Here is a 15,556-nt window from a genome sequence, read left to right as displayed (position 1 = left end):
TTGACAAACACGGCAACTCTTACCGAATCAGACACAAAAGATGAGAGAGTTGACGATGCCATAGTGCAGATTATCGTGATTGGGGGAAGTGAGGATTCAGGAACCCTTCAAGCCACCACAACGCACGAAATTGTATGGAACAGGGAAATTGAGTATGATTGGGAGCTCGAAAAGCGTGTTCTTCCTGATAGCGTGACGCTTACTCAAGGAGCTTCTCAGACATTTGTCTATACACTTTCCGCCACAAGGCTTGAGACTCCCGTCGCTTCAGGCTCTGATGTTCATAGCCTAACCGGAGAGGTGGAAGTCTTGTTTACCAGCACGGGAATTACTATGGCTAATAACCTGAAAATCCATGTGCAGCTTGAATCAAGTATTAATGGTAGCGATTGGAGTACAGAAGGAGCTACAGTCTCGGTTGACACTTCTTCCAAGAACTCTTTCTCTAGTGGTGAAGAACATACATATCCTTTCTCAATACCTGGTTTTACACCGATAGAAGGCAAGTTCTACAGGGTCACCGCTTATGTCAAAGCAGATGGCCCTTTCCCCACGCAGGACACGAGTGATCATTCGGGATCTCATTATCCAAACATCACAAAGAAGTACGATGAAGAAGCAAATGTAGATGATCTTTTGGACAATATCGAAGATGCTAGCGGAAATCCAGTACCCGGTTTTAGCATAACTGATATTGTGAGTCACCCCTCTTGGCCCACAGATATAAGTACCAACACTAAATACGTTTACAGCATTAGGATAGAAAATATCGAAGCGGATCAAGGCACTTATTTCTTGACAAACAATGCTACACTCACTGAGAAAGATACAAAGGAGAAAAAAGACGACTCACAAACTGTAGTAATAATTGTTCCGGATCCAAGTGTAGAAACCGGTTCGATAGACGCATCAGTAACTCATGAAGTTCTTTGGACAAACGAGATTCCATATGAATGGGATCTGGAAAAATCAGTTTACCCGGAACATGCAACTCTTGCAGATGGCCAAACTGCCAGTTTCGATTATTCGTTAATTGTTTCCCGTATAGAAGGTCAAACAACAGGAACCGCCACTTACACTATCACTGGCATTGCTACTGCTACAAATGTTGGTGATTTTCCTCTTACTGAAGTGCTTCTGGAGGTTGAATTTGACGGGGAAACAAAGACATTGATTTCAGCCTCAGATTCAGTCAGTCTAAACCTGGGCGAATCAGTTGATAGAACATTCACCTTTGTTAGATCCTCTTTGAGCAGTCCAGTATCAGTAACTGTAATCGCTACCGGAACAGCTGTGACTGATTACTCAGACACAGACAGCAGTACATCTGATATTCCCGAAAGCCCAACTTCCACAGATTATCTTAATGAAAGTGCATATCTTGGGGATGAGTTCACTAATCTAAGCGAATTCGAGCTACACGGGTTTACTGTTGTGAGCACGCCTCTTAACTGGAGAGTACATATCGATAGCAGCGATTTAGATGGTAATGGCGAAGCAGCTTTTAACTATCCAGTCGATATAACTAATTACTCAGCAGACTTCGAAAATTCACCGTATTTTCTTCACAATATTGCGACACTATACAAAGAAGACACGGGAAACGTTTATTACGCAACAGATGATGCTACAGTGACAATCTACACACCTACCGAAGGAGGTTTCAGGACACAAACTCAAGGTGGGTGGGGTTCATCCGCCTCAGGAAATAATCCTGGAGCTTATAGGGATGCGAATTTCTCTCATGCATTCCCCAGTGGACTGGTAATTGGTGATGCAACTGGTTATAAAGCTATTTTCACAACTTCAGCATCGATTGAGAACTTCTTGCCTGCGGGCGGAACATCAGGGTCGCTAGATCAGAATTATAAAGACCCACCAGAAACTAGTGCAGGAGTTCTTGCAGGTCAGGCAGTTGCTTTGACTCTCAGTGTAGGATTTGATTTGTACGACCCGAATTTCTGTACCAGCTCCTATAATCTTAAGGATTTGGTTATTGTGACTGGAACATTCAAAGACTGGACAGTTGCTGAGGTCCTTGCCGAGGCTAACAGGTATTTGGCTGGGTTAGGAAGTTCATTTACCGCTTCACAACTGAATGATGTTCTTGACGCAATTAATCAGAACTATGTTGACGGCACACATGATAATGGGTTCTTGAGACTGCCGTAGGTTAGCTGCAAAAGCAAAAAGAGGGCTAGAACTAGCCCTCTTTTTTTTGCTAGTCATAATAATCAATCTAAACTCTATTTCGTTATCCCTACATATGCTATAGAATCGCCTGAATTCTCCGGATCGGTAAAACTCGGGTTGATTGACTTGTAAACAGCACTTCCCCCTCTGAGATCCTTTGATCCTCCAGAATAGAACTGAACCGCTATTGAGTTGAAATCACCGTCGCCTCGGAAGCCATAGGGTCCTGAGCCGTTTTTGAGAACCAGAGCAATCCTGAAATCAGTAAGAATTTCGCCTAAGGATTTCGTGACACCATACTTAGTTAACGCAAAAGCTATCACATTTGATGAATTGTCATTGCTAAGAAGAATATCTCTGAATATTGCATCATTGCCTGCCTGAGCTCTTATGTATTGAAGGAAGATATATGATAAAGCATAGCTGGATAGAGTATCTCCATTGTCACCCCAATACAGAACTGAGTGTCCGTCTCGGATCCTAGGAGAACTATTGAAGTACGAGATCCTTCTGGAAAGAACACCAGAGTTAAGATGTTCAGCAGCCAAAGATAACCCTTCGTTTAGCCATGTTGGCATTGTGGAACCCTTTTCAACAAGAACATTTCTGTTGTAGTTCACCATGTGTTGAAACTCATGTGCAATTGTGGAGAAAGATCTGGAAACATCAATTGGGTTTGTCTTAGGATAGTGCATTGACGGATAAGTATCAACGTAGAAAATTTCACCCATGTTTGATGTTGAATGATTAAACAGGTCACCCGAGCTAAAGTAACCGGCATAATACGAGCCAGTCGTCTCAAAATTATCTTGTATATCGAAGCAAAGGATCTTCACTTTACCGTTTCCGTCAAGATCTGAAGGACTGTAGAAGTAATTAGCAATAAGTGGATATATACTATCGTCAAACTCGCTACCAAGCTGCTGGGCTTGTTGCTGACCTATCTCTTCCGTATTCTCAACCCAAATCTCAGACTTAGATCCAGAATACTGAAGAGTTGCAGTTAGTTTCTCGGTGGTATTAGTCTTGAAGTTATAGACCCAGAATTCCGATGTGCTTCCAACCGCTGCAATCTCAAAATTGTCCCCGAGTTTTACAAGCTTATCAAGTGTCAAACCCTCTGGCTCCGGAAGGATTGGATTCATAGCATAAGCTTCCAGAGGAAGGTCGTCCGGTAAAGAAGCTGTTTGAACGAAATCCTCAGACAGGGAACCCGTATTTTCGTAAGAATAGCAATCTGGGTTTTCGTTGCTTATAAGCAATAAATTGCCCAAGTAAACGGGCCCTACCTTGTCGACCCCGTCAGCCGGAAGGGAATTCTTCGTCGAGAAGCTCCATACGGAGCTTTCGGAAGTAGCTCCCTTGCTGTCCTTTGCAACGATCTTCCAGTAGTATGTGACCCCTTCACTGAGGTTCGTAGACTGCCAGTTATTGGCTACGATATCTGATGCAACTTTTTCCGGACTTGAAGAAGAACCGAAATAAATGTCAAAGACAAGAGCATCGCCGTCTGAATCTGAACAAGTCCAGGAAAGCTCTATGGATAACTCCTGATCGACAGAGCCACTTGCGGGCGATGGTGAACCCGGAACGGCTGGCGGGTTGTTCTGCTCTGTCACAGTTATCGTAAATCCATCCGCTGCATACCCGCCTCTGCCATCGCTAACCTCTATTGTGATCTCGTGAACTCCCGCATTCAGTTCACTCGTGTCAACTGAATAGATTCCGCCCGTAATACTTCCAGGACCGGATAATAGCGAGTAAGAGAGCGTATCACCATCCGCATCTGCCGAATGTTCGCTTAGCAGCAACTCCAATACTCCGCCTTTGAAAACCTCTCGATCTTCAAGGGAAATCGTTGGAAGTGAATTGTAAACTGCCTGTGCTACCGTCGGCTCATCAATGATGAACTCCAGAGTTGAGCTCTCTCCTGCCTTCACTCCGTTCACCGACCAGTGAAGGAAGTTGTAGTCTTCCACCGCTGCAGCATTCAACAAAACTTTCTCGCCATCGCGATACCATCCTGCGCCACCAATCTGAACTATACCGAAGGGTTGGGTCACTGCCTCGAGTTTGAATTCTTCACCGAAAGCCGCAACAAAAGAAAGGTTGGAGTTCAGTTCTATAGTTCTTGTAGTTACAGTACTTCCGTCATTCCACCCGGAGAAGACATATCTGGCATCGTTACCAGCAATCTGTGTTGAAATGTCCTTCTCTTGAGGAGTAATCATGGATATCGAGTGTGAGGATCCTTCTACAGCAGTGATCTGGCATGGGGAAACCATTTGGTTGCCATCAATCTTGACAAGCAGTCCTTCAGGGGTAGTTGAAACAGTCAGAGTCTTGTTGCTGACAACTGCTTCTTCGTAGACTGCAACAATCTTCTTCGGAGAATCAACGGTTACAGATAAGGGATTTCCGACTGCTTTGGTTCCATTAACACTCCAGGAAACAAATCTATATCCTAAAACCTCTGGCGCAGTTATATTAAGAGAGTAGCCCTTTCTGTACCAACCAGTTCCTCCGATTTGAGCGGTTTCCGATGACACCTGCACTAGATACTCTGTATTTGCAATTGCTTCAAGTCTGGTATCTTCGGTTAATTCAACAGTTCTGGTATTTTTAGCCAATCCATCTGCCCATTTTGAGAAAAGGAATCTTGTATCATTTCCCGATACCTGTTCACTGTTGTCTTTCTCCTGTGAAGCTGGGAAGGAAACATCGATGGAGGTCCCGCTTTCGAAGACAAAACTCTTCGGAGCGAAATAGGCTTCGTTGTTAAGGCTAAACACAAGACCTTCGGGATTGGACGCTACCTCAAGAGTCGATTCTTCCCTGCTCTTGTAGACAGCTATGATCTTCATTGGTCTCTCAACCACCAGATCAAGAATCTCTCCGTCTACACGTTCTCCGTTAACTTCCCAGTGCGAAAAAGTGTATTCGATTAAATCATTTGACTCGTAAGAAATAAAAGAGCCTTTGGCTTTCCATCCTGCCCCTGGGATTTCTGAAAGTCCTTCAGGCATTGTATCCGTTTCAACGAGGTATTCGATTTCCATTGTCGCCGTATATGACTTGTCTGAGTCGAGCTTTATCGTTCTCTTGTTAGTCTCTATCGAATCGTTCCATCTGCCAAATGTGTAACGCGCGTCTATTCCTGTAACGAACTCCGATTCATCTCTTGTTTGAGGTTCGGGTATTTCGACAGTAAAAAGGTCACCATAACTGCCAGACAGAGAAGCGGGCGCAGTAAAAGTCTTATCGTTTATAAGAATTTCCAGTCCCGAGGGGTCGGTATCTAAAGAAAGCACATGTCCTACGAGGCTGTAGTTAGCAACAATACTCTTCGGTGAATCAACGATCAAAGAAAGCTCTTTAGTTAGCACATCTTCGCCATCGACTTCCCAGTGTGAAAAGACGTAGTCCGGGACTTCGGGAGCAACGTAAGAGACTGAAGAACCAGCCGTCTTCCAGGCTGCACTAGAAAACTCACCTATTCCTTCTGGAACCGTAGAAGTCACAGTGAGATATTCAATTCCGGTGATTGCATTCAAAGACAGATCACTATTCAGCAATACCGTACGGGGATTACTTGTACTAGCATCGCTCCAGGATTTGAAGGAGTATCTAGTGTCTGTACCGTTCACGAGATTACTAAGATCCCTTTCCTGAGGAAGAAAGGCAACTGTGTGTGATTCCCCTTCTTCAGACTTGATAGAGTAGGGGGTGAGAATTTCCTGGCCATCCACACTCATATTCAGTCCGGTGGGTTGTGAATCAATCTCGAGAGTTCTTAGAGGTCTGTTCTCATAGACAGCTTCAATCTTCGTTGGTCCATCGAGTTTCAAAGAGAGCTCCTGATTGTATTCTCTACTTCCATCAATATTCCAATAAGCGAAGTGATAATCTCCAACTTCAGAAGGTGCGGTCAAATCAAGCTCCGTATCAACTGGATAAAAACCGCTTCCAACGATTTCGACAAGATTTCTGGGGCTCGTTGATATTGAGACCCTAACATTCTTCACTGTCTTGATTTCCAGTTTCTTATTCGAATCGGCCGTAATTGCTCTTGGATTCGCCTTAGATCCGTCAGCCCAGCTATCGAAAACATGAAGAACATCAGTTTCTTCAAGTGGTTCTTCATCTATAACTTTTACGACGACAGTCTCCTGAGGTTTAAGGTTGAGAACCAGCGGGGTTTTCTGGATATCTGAAGCTTCATAACTCGCCTGTTCGATGTCTTTTAGAAGGGCAATCGAAATTGCATCGGGCTTCGAAACAACCTCCACAGTGAATAGGTTCACTCTGGGAACGCAACTGCTGAAGATCAAGGCTATGAAAAGTAAAACGCTTATTAGAATTGTATTCCTGTATCTCCTCATAAGATCTCCTCCGGACGGTTTAGGAAAAACCGGGTGTACAGGAATATTATATACGATTTATTCATAAGTATTATCAATTTGATCTATTCTTATGATGTAGTCATATGATTAGGTTTTAAGAATACGAAATTCGATATATTTCAATACATTCTAAGTAAGATACACATTATTGAGGGGATCATAGGAACTAATAATTTTTAGGAGGACGTACGAATGATTTTCTGGGAAGATTCAAATTTAGTAAATATAGAATTATTTACTCTGAATTTACATACTTATAACATCCATTATTTAACTCCTAAGAACTCTAGATTGTCATCAAAAACAAGGAAGTATGATGAATTTGCTGTATGGAGTAGGCAATTTTATATAGCATTCTTTTGATTTCACACAGAGAATGCACACATGAGATCTGCGAAATTCTTTGAAAGGAATAATTAGATACGCTTGTACACAGGAAAGTTTGGTTCCCAGTTGACTGCTTGCGCCCCAAAATGAATGGAATTAGAGGAATGAATTTTCTAAACAGACATCGACTGCTTCGCTTTTATAGACAGCTAGCCTTTCAACACCTTGTGCTATTTCCAATACTTGCAATAATGCGATCAAATCTGATCGTTCTTTGTCAAAAATGGAAGTCGGAAAAGCCTGGCAACAAAAGAACAGATTTACTTGCTGTGTCTTGTGTCCTAGATTTTAAGCTCAGAGTCTATTCCCCTGGAGGTGGCGTCCACTCGCCAGTCCATGTACCAATTTTCTTCGTAAGGTCATCAAGAAAGATCTCTCCATCTTCTACTGACACTCCATCGTCAGCCTCCAGGACATGCCCTGTGAAAAGGACAGTTCTTTCATTCCCCCCATAGTTAACAGTTGCATGCATAACTAGGTAATTTTCCGGCCTTTCAGATACCGTTCCCTCCACAGGAGCGCTCAGAAGAAAGTACCAACCCGTTCCACTGAAATCGCTTCCCTCCTGCCTGGTGATATAAAGGGTTCCAGTGCCAGAGACATCTGTGCTACCGTAAACGACTCTTCCGGCTAATGCCCAAGTACCTGCAATCTCAACAAACCCGGCAGGGTTAGACTTGAAAACACATCCAGATAGCAAAACTAAAGTGATAATTAGTATTGTGAAAATTAGTCGCTTCAAAACCTCCACCTTCTTTGATGAAGTTTATTGTTTGCTTCCAGACCAGGTTCCGATTCTTCTTTCGGGATTCAGAAGATAGATATCCCCAGAAGGGACTTGGGCATAAACCGCATCCCCAACAGTTTTTAGCGCACCTCTCAACCGCACGTCGTACCAACTGCCTGAACCAGTTGGATCCTCAACGGTTGCATCAATTGTCATAACAAGATTATCGAAATCAAAACTGACATTGTTGATCGTTGTTGTCATCTCTGAATGAAGTGGATTTCCGCTTTCGTCTTCGTAATCCGCCTCGAATGACATCGTTACGTTGCCTGTAAAGTTGTAGTTCAGTGATTCAATAGTGGCAGTACCGTTTCCAGTTGCATCCACCTGGCCAAAGGAAGAGCTATTGTAGTCAATGGCTCCGGTAAACGTCCATGTTCCAAGATATGGATTCGCAAAACCGTAATTGTTGGCGAATACTGCAAAATCGGCAAGAGTTATCGATCCATCTGGTAGTCCAAGATCAGAAAATATCTTCTGCCATATGCCCATAAATTGCTTCTGAGAAGCCCCAATGTCATATTTTTCGTCGTATTTGCCTGAACCAGTCGAGAATCCATAGGACGGTGCAAATGATGCAAAGTCTGAAAGAGTGATGAACCCGTCACCGTTGTAATCACCTATCAGTGAAGGTGAAACAGCTTCTTGCAATGAAAATGTGATAAGTTTCTTCTCCAAGGTAACGGTATCAAACTCTGAAACTGTTATCATGTCAGCACTATTGTTTGAGATTCTAAGGACTGGTTTTCCAAAATCAACGTCTGCAAACCTTGAGAGGGCAATTCTGGTTTTGTCGGAATCCTGACCTATAATGATCAGAATATTCTGAAGGGGTGAAATATCTTCAAGGCTCAAATCAAAAGAGGAAAACGTAATCTCAAAAGCATCGATTCCCGCTGCAACGAAAAGTTCACAGTAATTCGCCCGCTTGATCAATTCAAAAACGCCATCACTATTTGAGACACTTGTGTTCATGCACGAGGCCAGAAACATTGCTAATAATATAAGGATTGTGGAAATCATTAATGTTCTCTTCATTTCTACCCCCTTACTCTACAGTTACTATCCCGGTGTCAGAAAGATCTAGTCCTTCAACCTCGGGAATTACATCTGTACTAAATCTAACGCTACCTTCGCTCAGATATTCGGAAAACTCAATCTCTGTCTTACCCACTTTGTCCAGAACGTTGAAAAAGATTCTTAAGAGCTCAGTGTCTTGAACTTCTATGTCCTCCAACCCGGCAACGGCCACGTGAATTATTGTGTCCTCAGGTTGTCTTGTTATCATTAATCCGCCTACTAAAGACTGAGCAGTTCCCGTGCAAGTCAGATAACTATTATCAAATTCGATAACTACCTCGAAAGCATCAATATTGCCTAGATTGTGACCCTTTACAGTTATGCCTGCAAGACTTCCATTGTTTACCGTAACGTCTAATATCTCGAATGAAGGTCCAGTAACGATTTTGGATGATGCCTGGCTGATTACCGGATCTCCAATCTTTCCCTTGATGTCGACTGGGGTGACTTCGAAATAAATGTATTTACCCACATCTTGAACTGTAAGTTTATAGTCACTAGAAGTAGCCTGAACAATAGATGATAGCCCTGTACCGTCAGCTTTTTCTGAACGATACCAGTTATACTTTGAAGCTCCTTCTTGATCCTGTTCTGGATCGTAGAAGTCATACTCTCCATGCAGCATTTGCCCGCTTTTGTTCTGCCCGGTGATCCTAACATTCGACGCTACTGGCTTCTTGTTTACGCGAGGACAGCCAGTAAGAACGACAAGCAAAAGCAGAACAAAGGAAATGTATGCTACTCTTTTCATTCGGATCACCTGCCTAGTTAATAGTGATACTACCCGGAACCAGTATTATATCAGGGCTTCGAATTTCCTGGGGTGGCTGACTATCGTTAGTAACTGACGTTTCAACTTCAACGTCATTGTAAATGTATTTTGTGAAACCGATCATAGTCGATCCGGTAGAGACTTCCGAAACGGTAATCGTAGCTATTTTCTTTCTTGTGGAGAGATCCACCGGTTGACCTCCACCAACAAAATGTATGATTCCGTCGGTGGATTTGAAAAGGTTTTGAAGAGTCCAGTTTAGCTCCGGATTGTTTGCCATAGCAAGTATTGAAAGCTTTGCAGGATCATAGCTCAAAACATATTCAATGGCCCCTACATTGAATCCAAAGTCTTCAGCATAGATATCTATTGTGCCAAAACCGTCGATAGTTGAGTTGCTTATTTCAATAGTGCCCTTGATCAAACCGAAATTTGCTATCAGAGTTCTATCCCCTGTAGCCGTGAAAGAGTAATCTGCGTCTGTACTAACAACCAAACCACCTTCAGTCCAATTTGAAAACTCATATCCGGTATTCGGAGTAGCTAACAGGTTCACCTGCTGACCATGGTCAAATGTTCCACCGCCGGAAACCGACCCACCTCCAGATGGATTCGCGGATACGGAAATTGTATATCTCTTCAGTTTGAAGGTAGCTGATATTGTATGGTTCGACGTCACATTAGTGAATGTATGGTTAGTTACTGCACCGACCGTAACTCCGTCAACTTCAACATCTTCAATATCGTACCCCACTGAAGGTGTGATCGTGAATGACTGATTTGATCCGTGATTAACCTTCACATCTCCTGAGGGGTCTATACTTCCACCAGTGCCAGCCGTTGCAGTAATTGTGTACTGTTTAATTGTGAAATTAGCAGTTATTGACTTATTCTCATCCATTGTTATGTTTACCGGATTAGTCGATCCTGTCAGATCTCCGCTCCAAGAATCGAAATTCCAGCCAGAGTCCGGATTAGCAGTCAGTTGAACAACTTCACCATGTGTGTAGGTTGCCTTGTCGGGATTCTTCGTTACCGTTCCCTGGCCAATCGTACTCACTGAAAGAGTGTAAGTCTTCTTCATCAGAGTGACATCGACACTCTCGTCGCTATCTACGTTGACTGTCCCGGTTGCATCCTCATATCCGTCTTTGCTAATAGAGTAGTCCTTGCTTCCAGGCAGCACATCTGTGAAAACTGCCTTCCCTTGCGAGTCGGTCGTTTTCGCCTCACTGTTGAAGGACACTCCTGCACCTTGAACGACTCCGTCGGAATCGCTAACTGTGAATGTCACGGAATAGACCCTGACGAAATTGGCAACCAGATTTCTGTTGGAAGTGATGTTGAAAGTATACGTAGAGTTATCGCTCACGACCACTCCGCCTTCAGTCCAGTTGACAAATTTGTATCCTTCATTTGCGGTCGCCTGACAACTTACCTGAGCACCATGATTATATGTTCCGCCTCCATTAACACTTCCCCCTTCCGCGGGGTCTGAAGAGACGCTTACCGTGTAGGTATTTATCTTGAAGGTTGCAGCAATTGTATGATCACTTGTCACGTTAGTAAATGTATATGACTCGATGGCTCCCTCAGAAACTCCGTCGACCTTTACGTCTTGTATATCATAGCCTATATTGGCACTTATGCTGAAGCTCTGATTCGATCCATGATTGACCTTCACTTGTCCCGAAGGGCTTATGGTACCTCCTGTTCCTGCAGAAGCGGTAATCGTGTACTGTACTATTGAGAAGTTCGCAGTCACCGTTTTGTCAGAATTCATTGTGATGCTCTCCGGATTGGCCGAACCGGCAAGATCTCCGCTCCAACCTGTGAAATTCCAGTTATCCGCAGGATTGGCGGTGAGCTGCACGACTTCTCCGTGAGTGTATGTCGCCTTGTCGGGATTCTTAGTGACAGTCCCCTCGCCGACAGTATTCACTGTGAGGGTGTATGTTTTCTTGGTGAGTGTTACGTCGACGGTCTCGTCACTATCAACGTTAACGGTTTCAGTTGAGTTGTTGTAACCTTCTTTGCTGACTGTGTACGGCTTGCTTCCAGCAAGTACGCCGGTAAAGGCAGCCGTCCCCTGGGCATTTGTGATTTTGCTTTCGCCATTGAAAGTGACGTCCGCTCCTTGGAGGGCTCCAGATGAATCACTCACATTGAAGGTTACTGTGTACGTCTCGGGCGGCATTGTCGAAAAACTAACAGATATCGTATGATTTGCAGTTACATTGTTGAAGCTGTAAGTAGCTCTTGGGCCAACGGATTCGCCATCCACAAGTACATCCTCCACACTGTAACCCTCTGAAGGACTCATAGTGAATGTCTTGCTCGATCCGTGCTCGACGATGACTTCACCTGAAGGATCGATGCTTCCACCCGTCCCTGCGCTGGCCGTTATTGTATAGGTCTTCTTAGTAAGTGTGACATCAACACTTTTGTCACTATCTACGTTGACTGTTCCAGTTTCATTGTTGTAGCCTTCTTTACTGACAGTATATGCTTTGCTGCCTGAAAGGACATTGACAAAAACGGCCTTCCCCTGAACATCCGTGGTTTTCGACTCGCCGTTGAAGGATACCTCTGCCCCCTGCAAAGTTCCTTCTGAGTCTGTGACATTGAAGGTTACTGTATACGTCTCAGGCGGCAGTGTCGTGAAACTAACAGATATTGTATGGTTTGAAGTTATGTTGTTGAAGGTATAAGTATCTCTTGGCCCGACGGATTCACCGTCCACAAGAACATCCTCCACACTGTAATCCTCTGAAGGACTCATAGTGAATGTCTTGCTTGATCCATGTTCAACGATCACTTCACCCGAGGGACTTATGCTTCCACCGTTCCCTGCGCTAGCCGTAATTGTGTAAGTCTTCTTAGTAAGTGTGACATTGACACTCTCGTCGCTATCTACATTGACTGTTCCAGTTGCATCATCATATCCAGCTTTGCTAACAGAGTAATCCTTACTACCGGCAAGCACATCTGTGAAAAGTGCCTTCCCTTCAGAGTCGGTCGTTTTCGCGTCACTATTGAAGGACACTTCCGCACCCTGAATGACTCCACCAGAGTCGCTGACTGTGAACGTTACGGAATAATAATCCTCGCCAACGACTTGAACGCTTACCTTCTTTACGGCAGTCTTGTACTTGTCCTTTGTTCCTTCAATAGTTATCTCTGCCTTTCCCGCAGATATACCAATTACAACGCCTGTCGATGAGACTGAAGCAACCGACTCATCGCTCGAAGAGAATTTTACCGTCGCGTCTTCTGGCTTCACTTTGAACTCTATCTGTATTGATTCGCCAACGCCGATCGTGAGTGATTCGCTCTCCAGTGAAATAGTTACATTTCTAAAAAGAAAGCAACCTTGAGTGGCAAAAAGCATAAGAACAAGCAAAATAGCCAGTGCAAATGATGAAATCCTTTTCACAGAAATCTACTCCTTGAAGGAAATATTTAATTTAAGAATATCTGCTATTACGATATTCTACCATGTTGCCGTCTGATTCAAAAAGCAAAGTGAGATTAACTCTTGTTTGTTTCTGCAATCATTCAGTTCTGCCAGACGAGCCAAGGGCATCTCTTATCCTTTCCGCATGAACTCCCCAACCGGCATTCAAGAACTGGTTTTCTTCGATTTCCCGACCGTCTCTTCTCACCTTCGGACTGAAACCGAGTGGCAGATGCACCGTTCTGCTTTGGACGCCCCACACTCTTCCTTTCGTATCTAATATGGGACCTCCACTTTGACCGAGAAGGCCGGGAGAAGAAGTCTCGATGAACTTCGTCATATTTTTAGCCCCTTTGAAAGCCGGTGCTTCAACTGTTCTGGTGTAAATTCCATCGATTGGGTAAAGTGAGGGCAGACTCTTACCATCCATGATGAATCTAGAGTTCTTTTCATCAAAGGAAGCACGAATTCTGGAAAAGGGGTATCCCACCCTGCAAAGACTTGTCCCAATCTTCATTTCATCTTGTGTCACAAAAGCAGGGTACTCAACTATCTCATCCGGATCAAAGGGTTCAAGCTTTCCCACAACCAGATCATCCTCGGGAAATGGCCTGATCTCCTTAAGGATCTTTCCATCTCCACCCCACCAGAAAGAATGATTCTCGATTCTTTTCGCAGGCTCTATGTTATTCTGGTTGTGCTGTTGCTTGAACATGAAATAAGAATGCCATAGGTGGGCCATTGTCACTATCCATCCTTCTCTGTTCAACACAATGAATGATCCGCAATTTGCGACGACCTCTCCCGCTCCATTTCTTGTAAGTACTACTACAGGTCTAGTGAACTGACTCGCGATTCTAAAAGCTTCTGAAAACATGTTGCACCTCCAATAGCATTCGCCGAATTTCTCATCCCTTCTAACTCTTGGGCAGCATTTATGATTCATGCTGACAGTGAATTCTTCCTATTAGAATGGTAACACAACGTGGTTACTCGCCCCCGACTAATGAGGTACAATTTAGCTGAGCAATGATATCGGAATAGGAGTGATCTTTTGAAAGTAGCCTTTAGAACCTTTGGTTGTCAGATGAATATCAACGACACAGAAGCAATGATGGGCGTTCTATCGAAAGCCGGTCGCGAAATTGCTGCCAGTGAGGAAGAGGCTGACGCCGTCATCGTAAATACTTGCGCAGTTAGGGCAAAGTCCGAAGACAAGTTATACGGCAAACTCGGACAGTTGAAAGCAATGAAGAAGAGGAAAGGAAGACTTCTTGTGGGAGTCTGTGGGTGCGTGGCAGAAAAAAATGCGGTAGAGTTGCTGACACATAAAGAGGTTGACTTTGTATTTGGGACTCGTGCAATCACTAGAGTAGATGAACTGCTTGGCAGAGCGGAATCAGGTGAGAGATTCATTGAGATGGGTGATTTTATCGACGAACTCGATTCAACCACTCCTAGAATCAGGACAAGCGCGCATCACGCATGGATAACCATAATATTCGGATGCAACAAGTTCTGCTCATACTGCATAGTACCCTACACCAGAGGCAGGGAAAAGAGCAGAAATATGAATGATATACTTTCGGAAGCGAGAGAACTTGCCGTAAATGGCTACAGAGAAATCACATATCTCGGACAGAATGTGGACTCATACGGAAAGGACCTTGGAGATGGCACTTCCCTGGCAAAGCTGATTAGAGAGACAGTTAAGATTGACGGAATTGAGAGAATCTGGTTCTTGACATCTTATCCCAGGGATTTCAGTGACGAACTGATAGATGTGATAGCATCCTCGGAAAAAGTGTCTCGCGCGATTCATTTGCCGGTTCAATCTGGAAGCAACAGAGTTCTGAAAGATATGAATAGAGGTTACACTAGGGAGTACTATTTAGACCTACTAGGCAGGGTCAAGAATAGGATTCAAGGAGCTACTCTCAGTACTGATTTGATTATCGGGTTTCCCGGAGAGACTGATGAAGAGTACGAAGAGACAGTGTCGCTAGTAAAAGAAGTTAGGTTTGAGCGCGTCAATCTCGCTATGTATTCGCCAAGAGAAGGCACCCTCTCTGCAAAGAAGATGAAAGATGATGTGCCTCAAGAAGTTAAGACGAGAAGATTAAACGATCTCCTTGCAATTCAGAAACACATTAATAGGGAAGAGAACGAAAAGTATCTTAATGAAACAATCGATGTCATTGGAGAAGGCAAGGTAAAAGGGAATGGCAAAATCTACGGAAGAACAATGAACAACAAGATAGTAATATACGAGGCCGAAGCTGATCTGATCGGTCAACCTGTTAAGATCAGAATAGAAAGGGTATCCGCAGGACCTTTATATGGAGTGATGGTCAAATAGACGTGTGAAGGCGGCGGAGGGGAACGAGGTTAGAGGTCGGTGGTCAGAGGTTAGAAAAAGCAAAGGATCAGTTGCAAGATGCAAGTTCCAAGATGCAAGTTGTAAGAAGAAGACCTTT

General features: G+C 43.9%; 8 protein-coding genes. 2 read left to right on the top strand and 6 right to left on the bottom strand.

What is annotated here, in order from left to right:
• On the top strand, positions 1-2,172 hold a 2,172-nt coding region (locus tag V513_RS13810), incomplete at its 5' end, for a hypothetical protein (RefSeq protein WP_180274797.1).
• Positions 2,173-2,246: 74 nt separating this feature from the next.
• Here V513_RS13810 and V513_RS02165 read toward each other — a convergent pair.
• The 6 genes from V513_RS02165 to V513_RS02140 form a co-directional block, all read right to left on the bottom strand.
• Complete coding sequence (locus V513_RS02165; protein ID WP_099771504.1) at positions 2,247-6,575, bottom strand: InlB B-repeat-containing protein; 4,329 nt, start codon at positions 6,573-6,575, stop codon at positions 2,247-2,249.
• A gap of 709 nt (positions 6,576-7,284) precedes the next feature.
• The gene (locus V513_RS02160) at positions 7,285-7,725 is read right to left on the bottom strand and encodes a hypothetical protein (protein ID WP_099771503.1); all 441 of its coding nucleotides are present in this window, start codon (positions 7,723-7,725) and stop codon (positions 7,285-7,287) included.
• A 24-nt stretch (positions 7,726-7,749) separates the two neighbouring features.
• Positions 7,750-8,808, bottom strand: coding sequence for a hypothetical protein (locus tag V513_RS02155; protein ID WP_099771502.1), 1,059 nt, complete (start codon positions 8,806-8,808; stop codon positions 7,750-7,752).
• A 10-nt stretch (positions 8,809-8,818) separates the two neighbouring features.
• Positions 8,819-9,601: a hypothetical protein gene (locus tag V513_RS02150; RefSeq protein WP_099771501.1), complete on the bottom strand. Its 783-nt coding sequence runs from the start codon at positions 9,599-9,601 to the stop codon at positions 8,819-8,821.
• Positions 9,602-9,614: 13 nt separating this feature from the next.
• Positions 9,615-13,058 carry an InlB B-repeat-containing protein gene (locus tag V513_RS02145; RefSeq protein WP_099771500.1) on the bottom strand — a complete coding sequence of 1,148 codons (3,444 nt, stop codon included), beginning with the start codon at positions 13,056-13,058 and terminating at the stop codon, positions 9,615-9,617.
• Between the two features lie 118 nt (positions 13,059-13,176).
• Positions 13,177-13,956 (bottom strand): S1 family peptidase, encoded by a 780-nt coding sequence (locus V513_RS02140; protein ID WP_099771499.1) that lies wholly within the window; start codon positions 13,954-13,956, stop codon positions 13,177-13,179.
• Positions 13,957-14,133: 177 nt separating this feature from the next.
• Between V513_RS02140 and miaB the strand changes: the two genes are divergently transcribed.
• Positions 14,134-15,438 (top strand): tRNA (N6-isopentenyl adenosine(37)-C2)-methylthiotransferase MiaB, encoded by a 1,305-nt coding sequence (gene miaB, locus V513_RS02135; RefSeq protein WP_099771498.1) that lies wholly within the window; start codon positions 14,134-14,136, stop codon positions 15,436-15,438.
• Positions 15,439-15,556: the final 118 nt, after the last annotated feature.

Source organism: Mesotoga sp. H07.pep.5.3 (assembly GCF_002752615.1).
Lineage (GTDB): Bacteria > Thermotogota > Thermotogae > Petrotogales > Kosmotogaceae > Mesotoga > Mesotoga prima.
The sequence above is the reverse complement of the archived record's forward strand: the minus strand, read 5'-3'. Positions and strand labels throughout refer to the sequence as shown.

Excerpts from the sequence above, each read along its gene's own strand:
- V513_RS02155 (WP_099771502.1), bottom strand. The coding sequence starts at position 8,808 with ATGAAGAGAACATTAATGATTTCCACAATCCTTATATTATTAGCAATG.
- V513_RS02150 (WP_099771501.1), bottom strand. The coding sequence starts at position 9,601 with ATGAAAAGAGTAGCATACATTTCCTTTGTTCTGCTTTTGCTTGTCGTT.
- V513_RS02165 (WP_099771504.1), bottom strand. The coding sequence starts at position 6,575 with ATGAGGAGATACAGGAATACAATTCTAATAAGCGTTTTACTTTTCATA.
- V513_RS02140 (WP_099771499.1), bottom strand. The coding sequence starts at position 13,956 with ATGTTTTCAGAAGCTTTTAGAATCGCGAGTCAGTTCACTAGACCTGTA.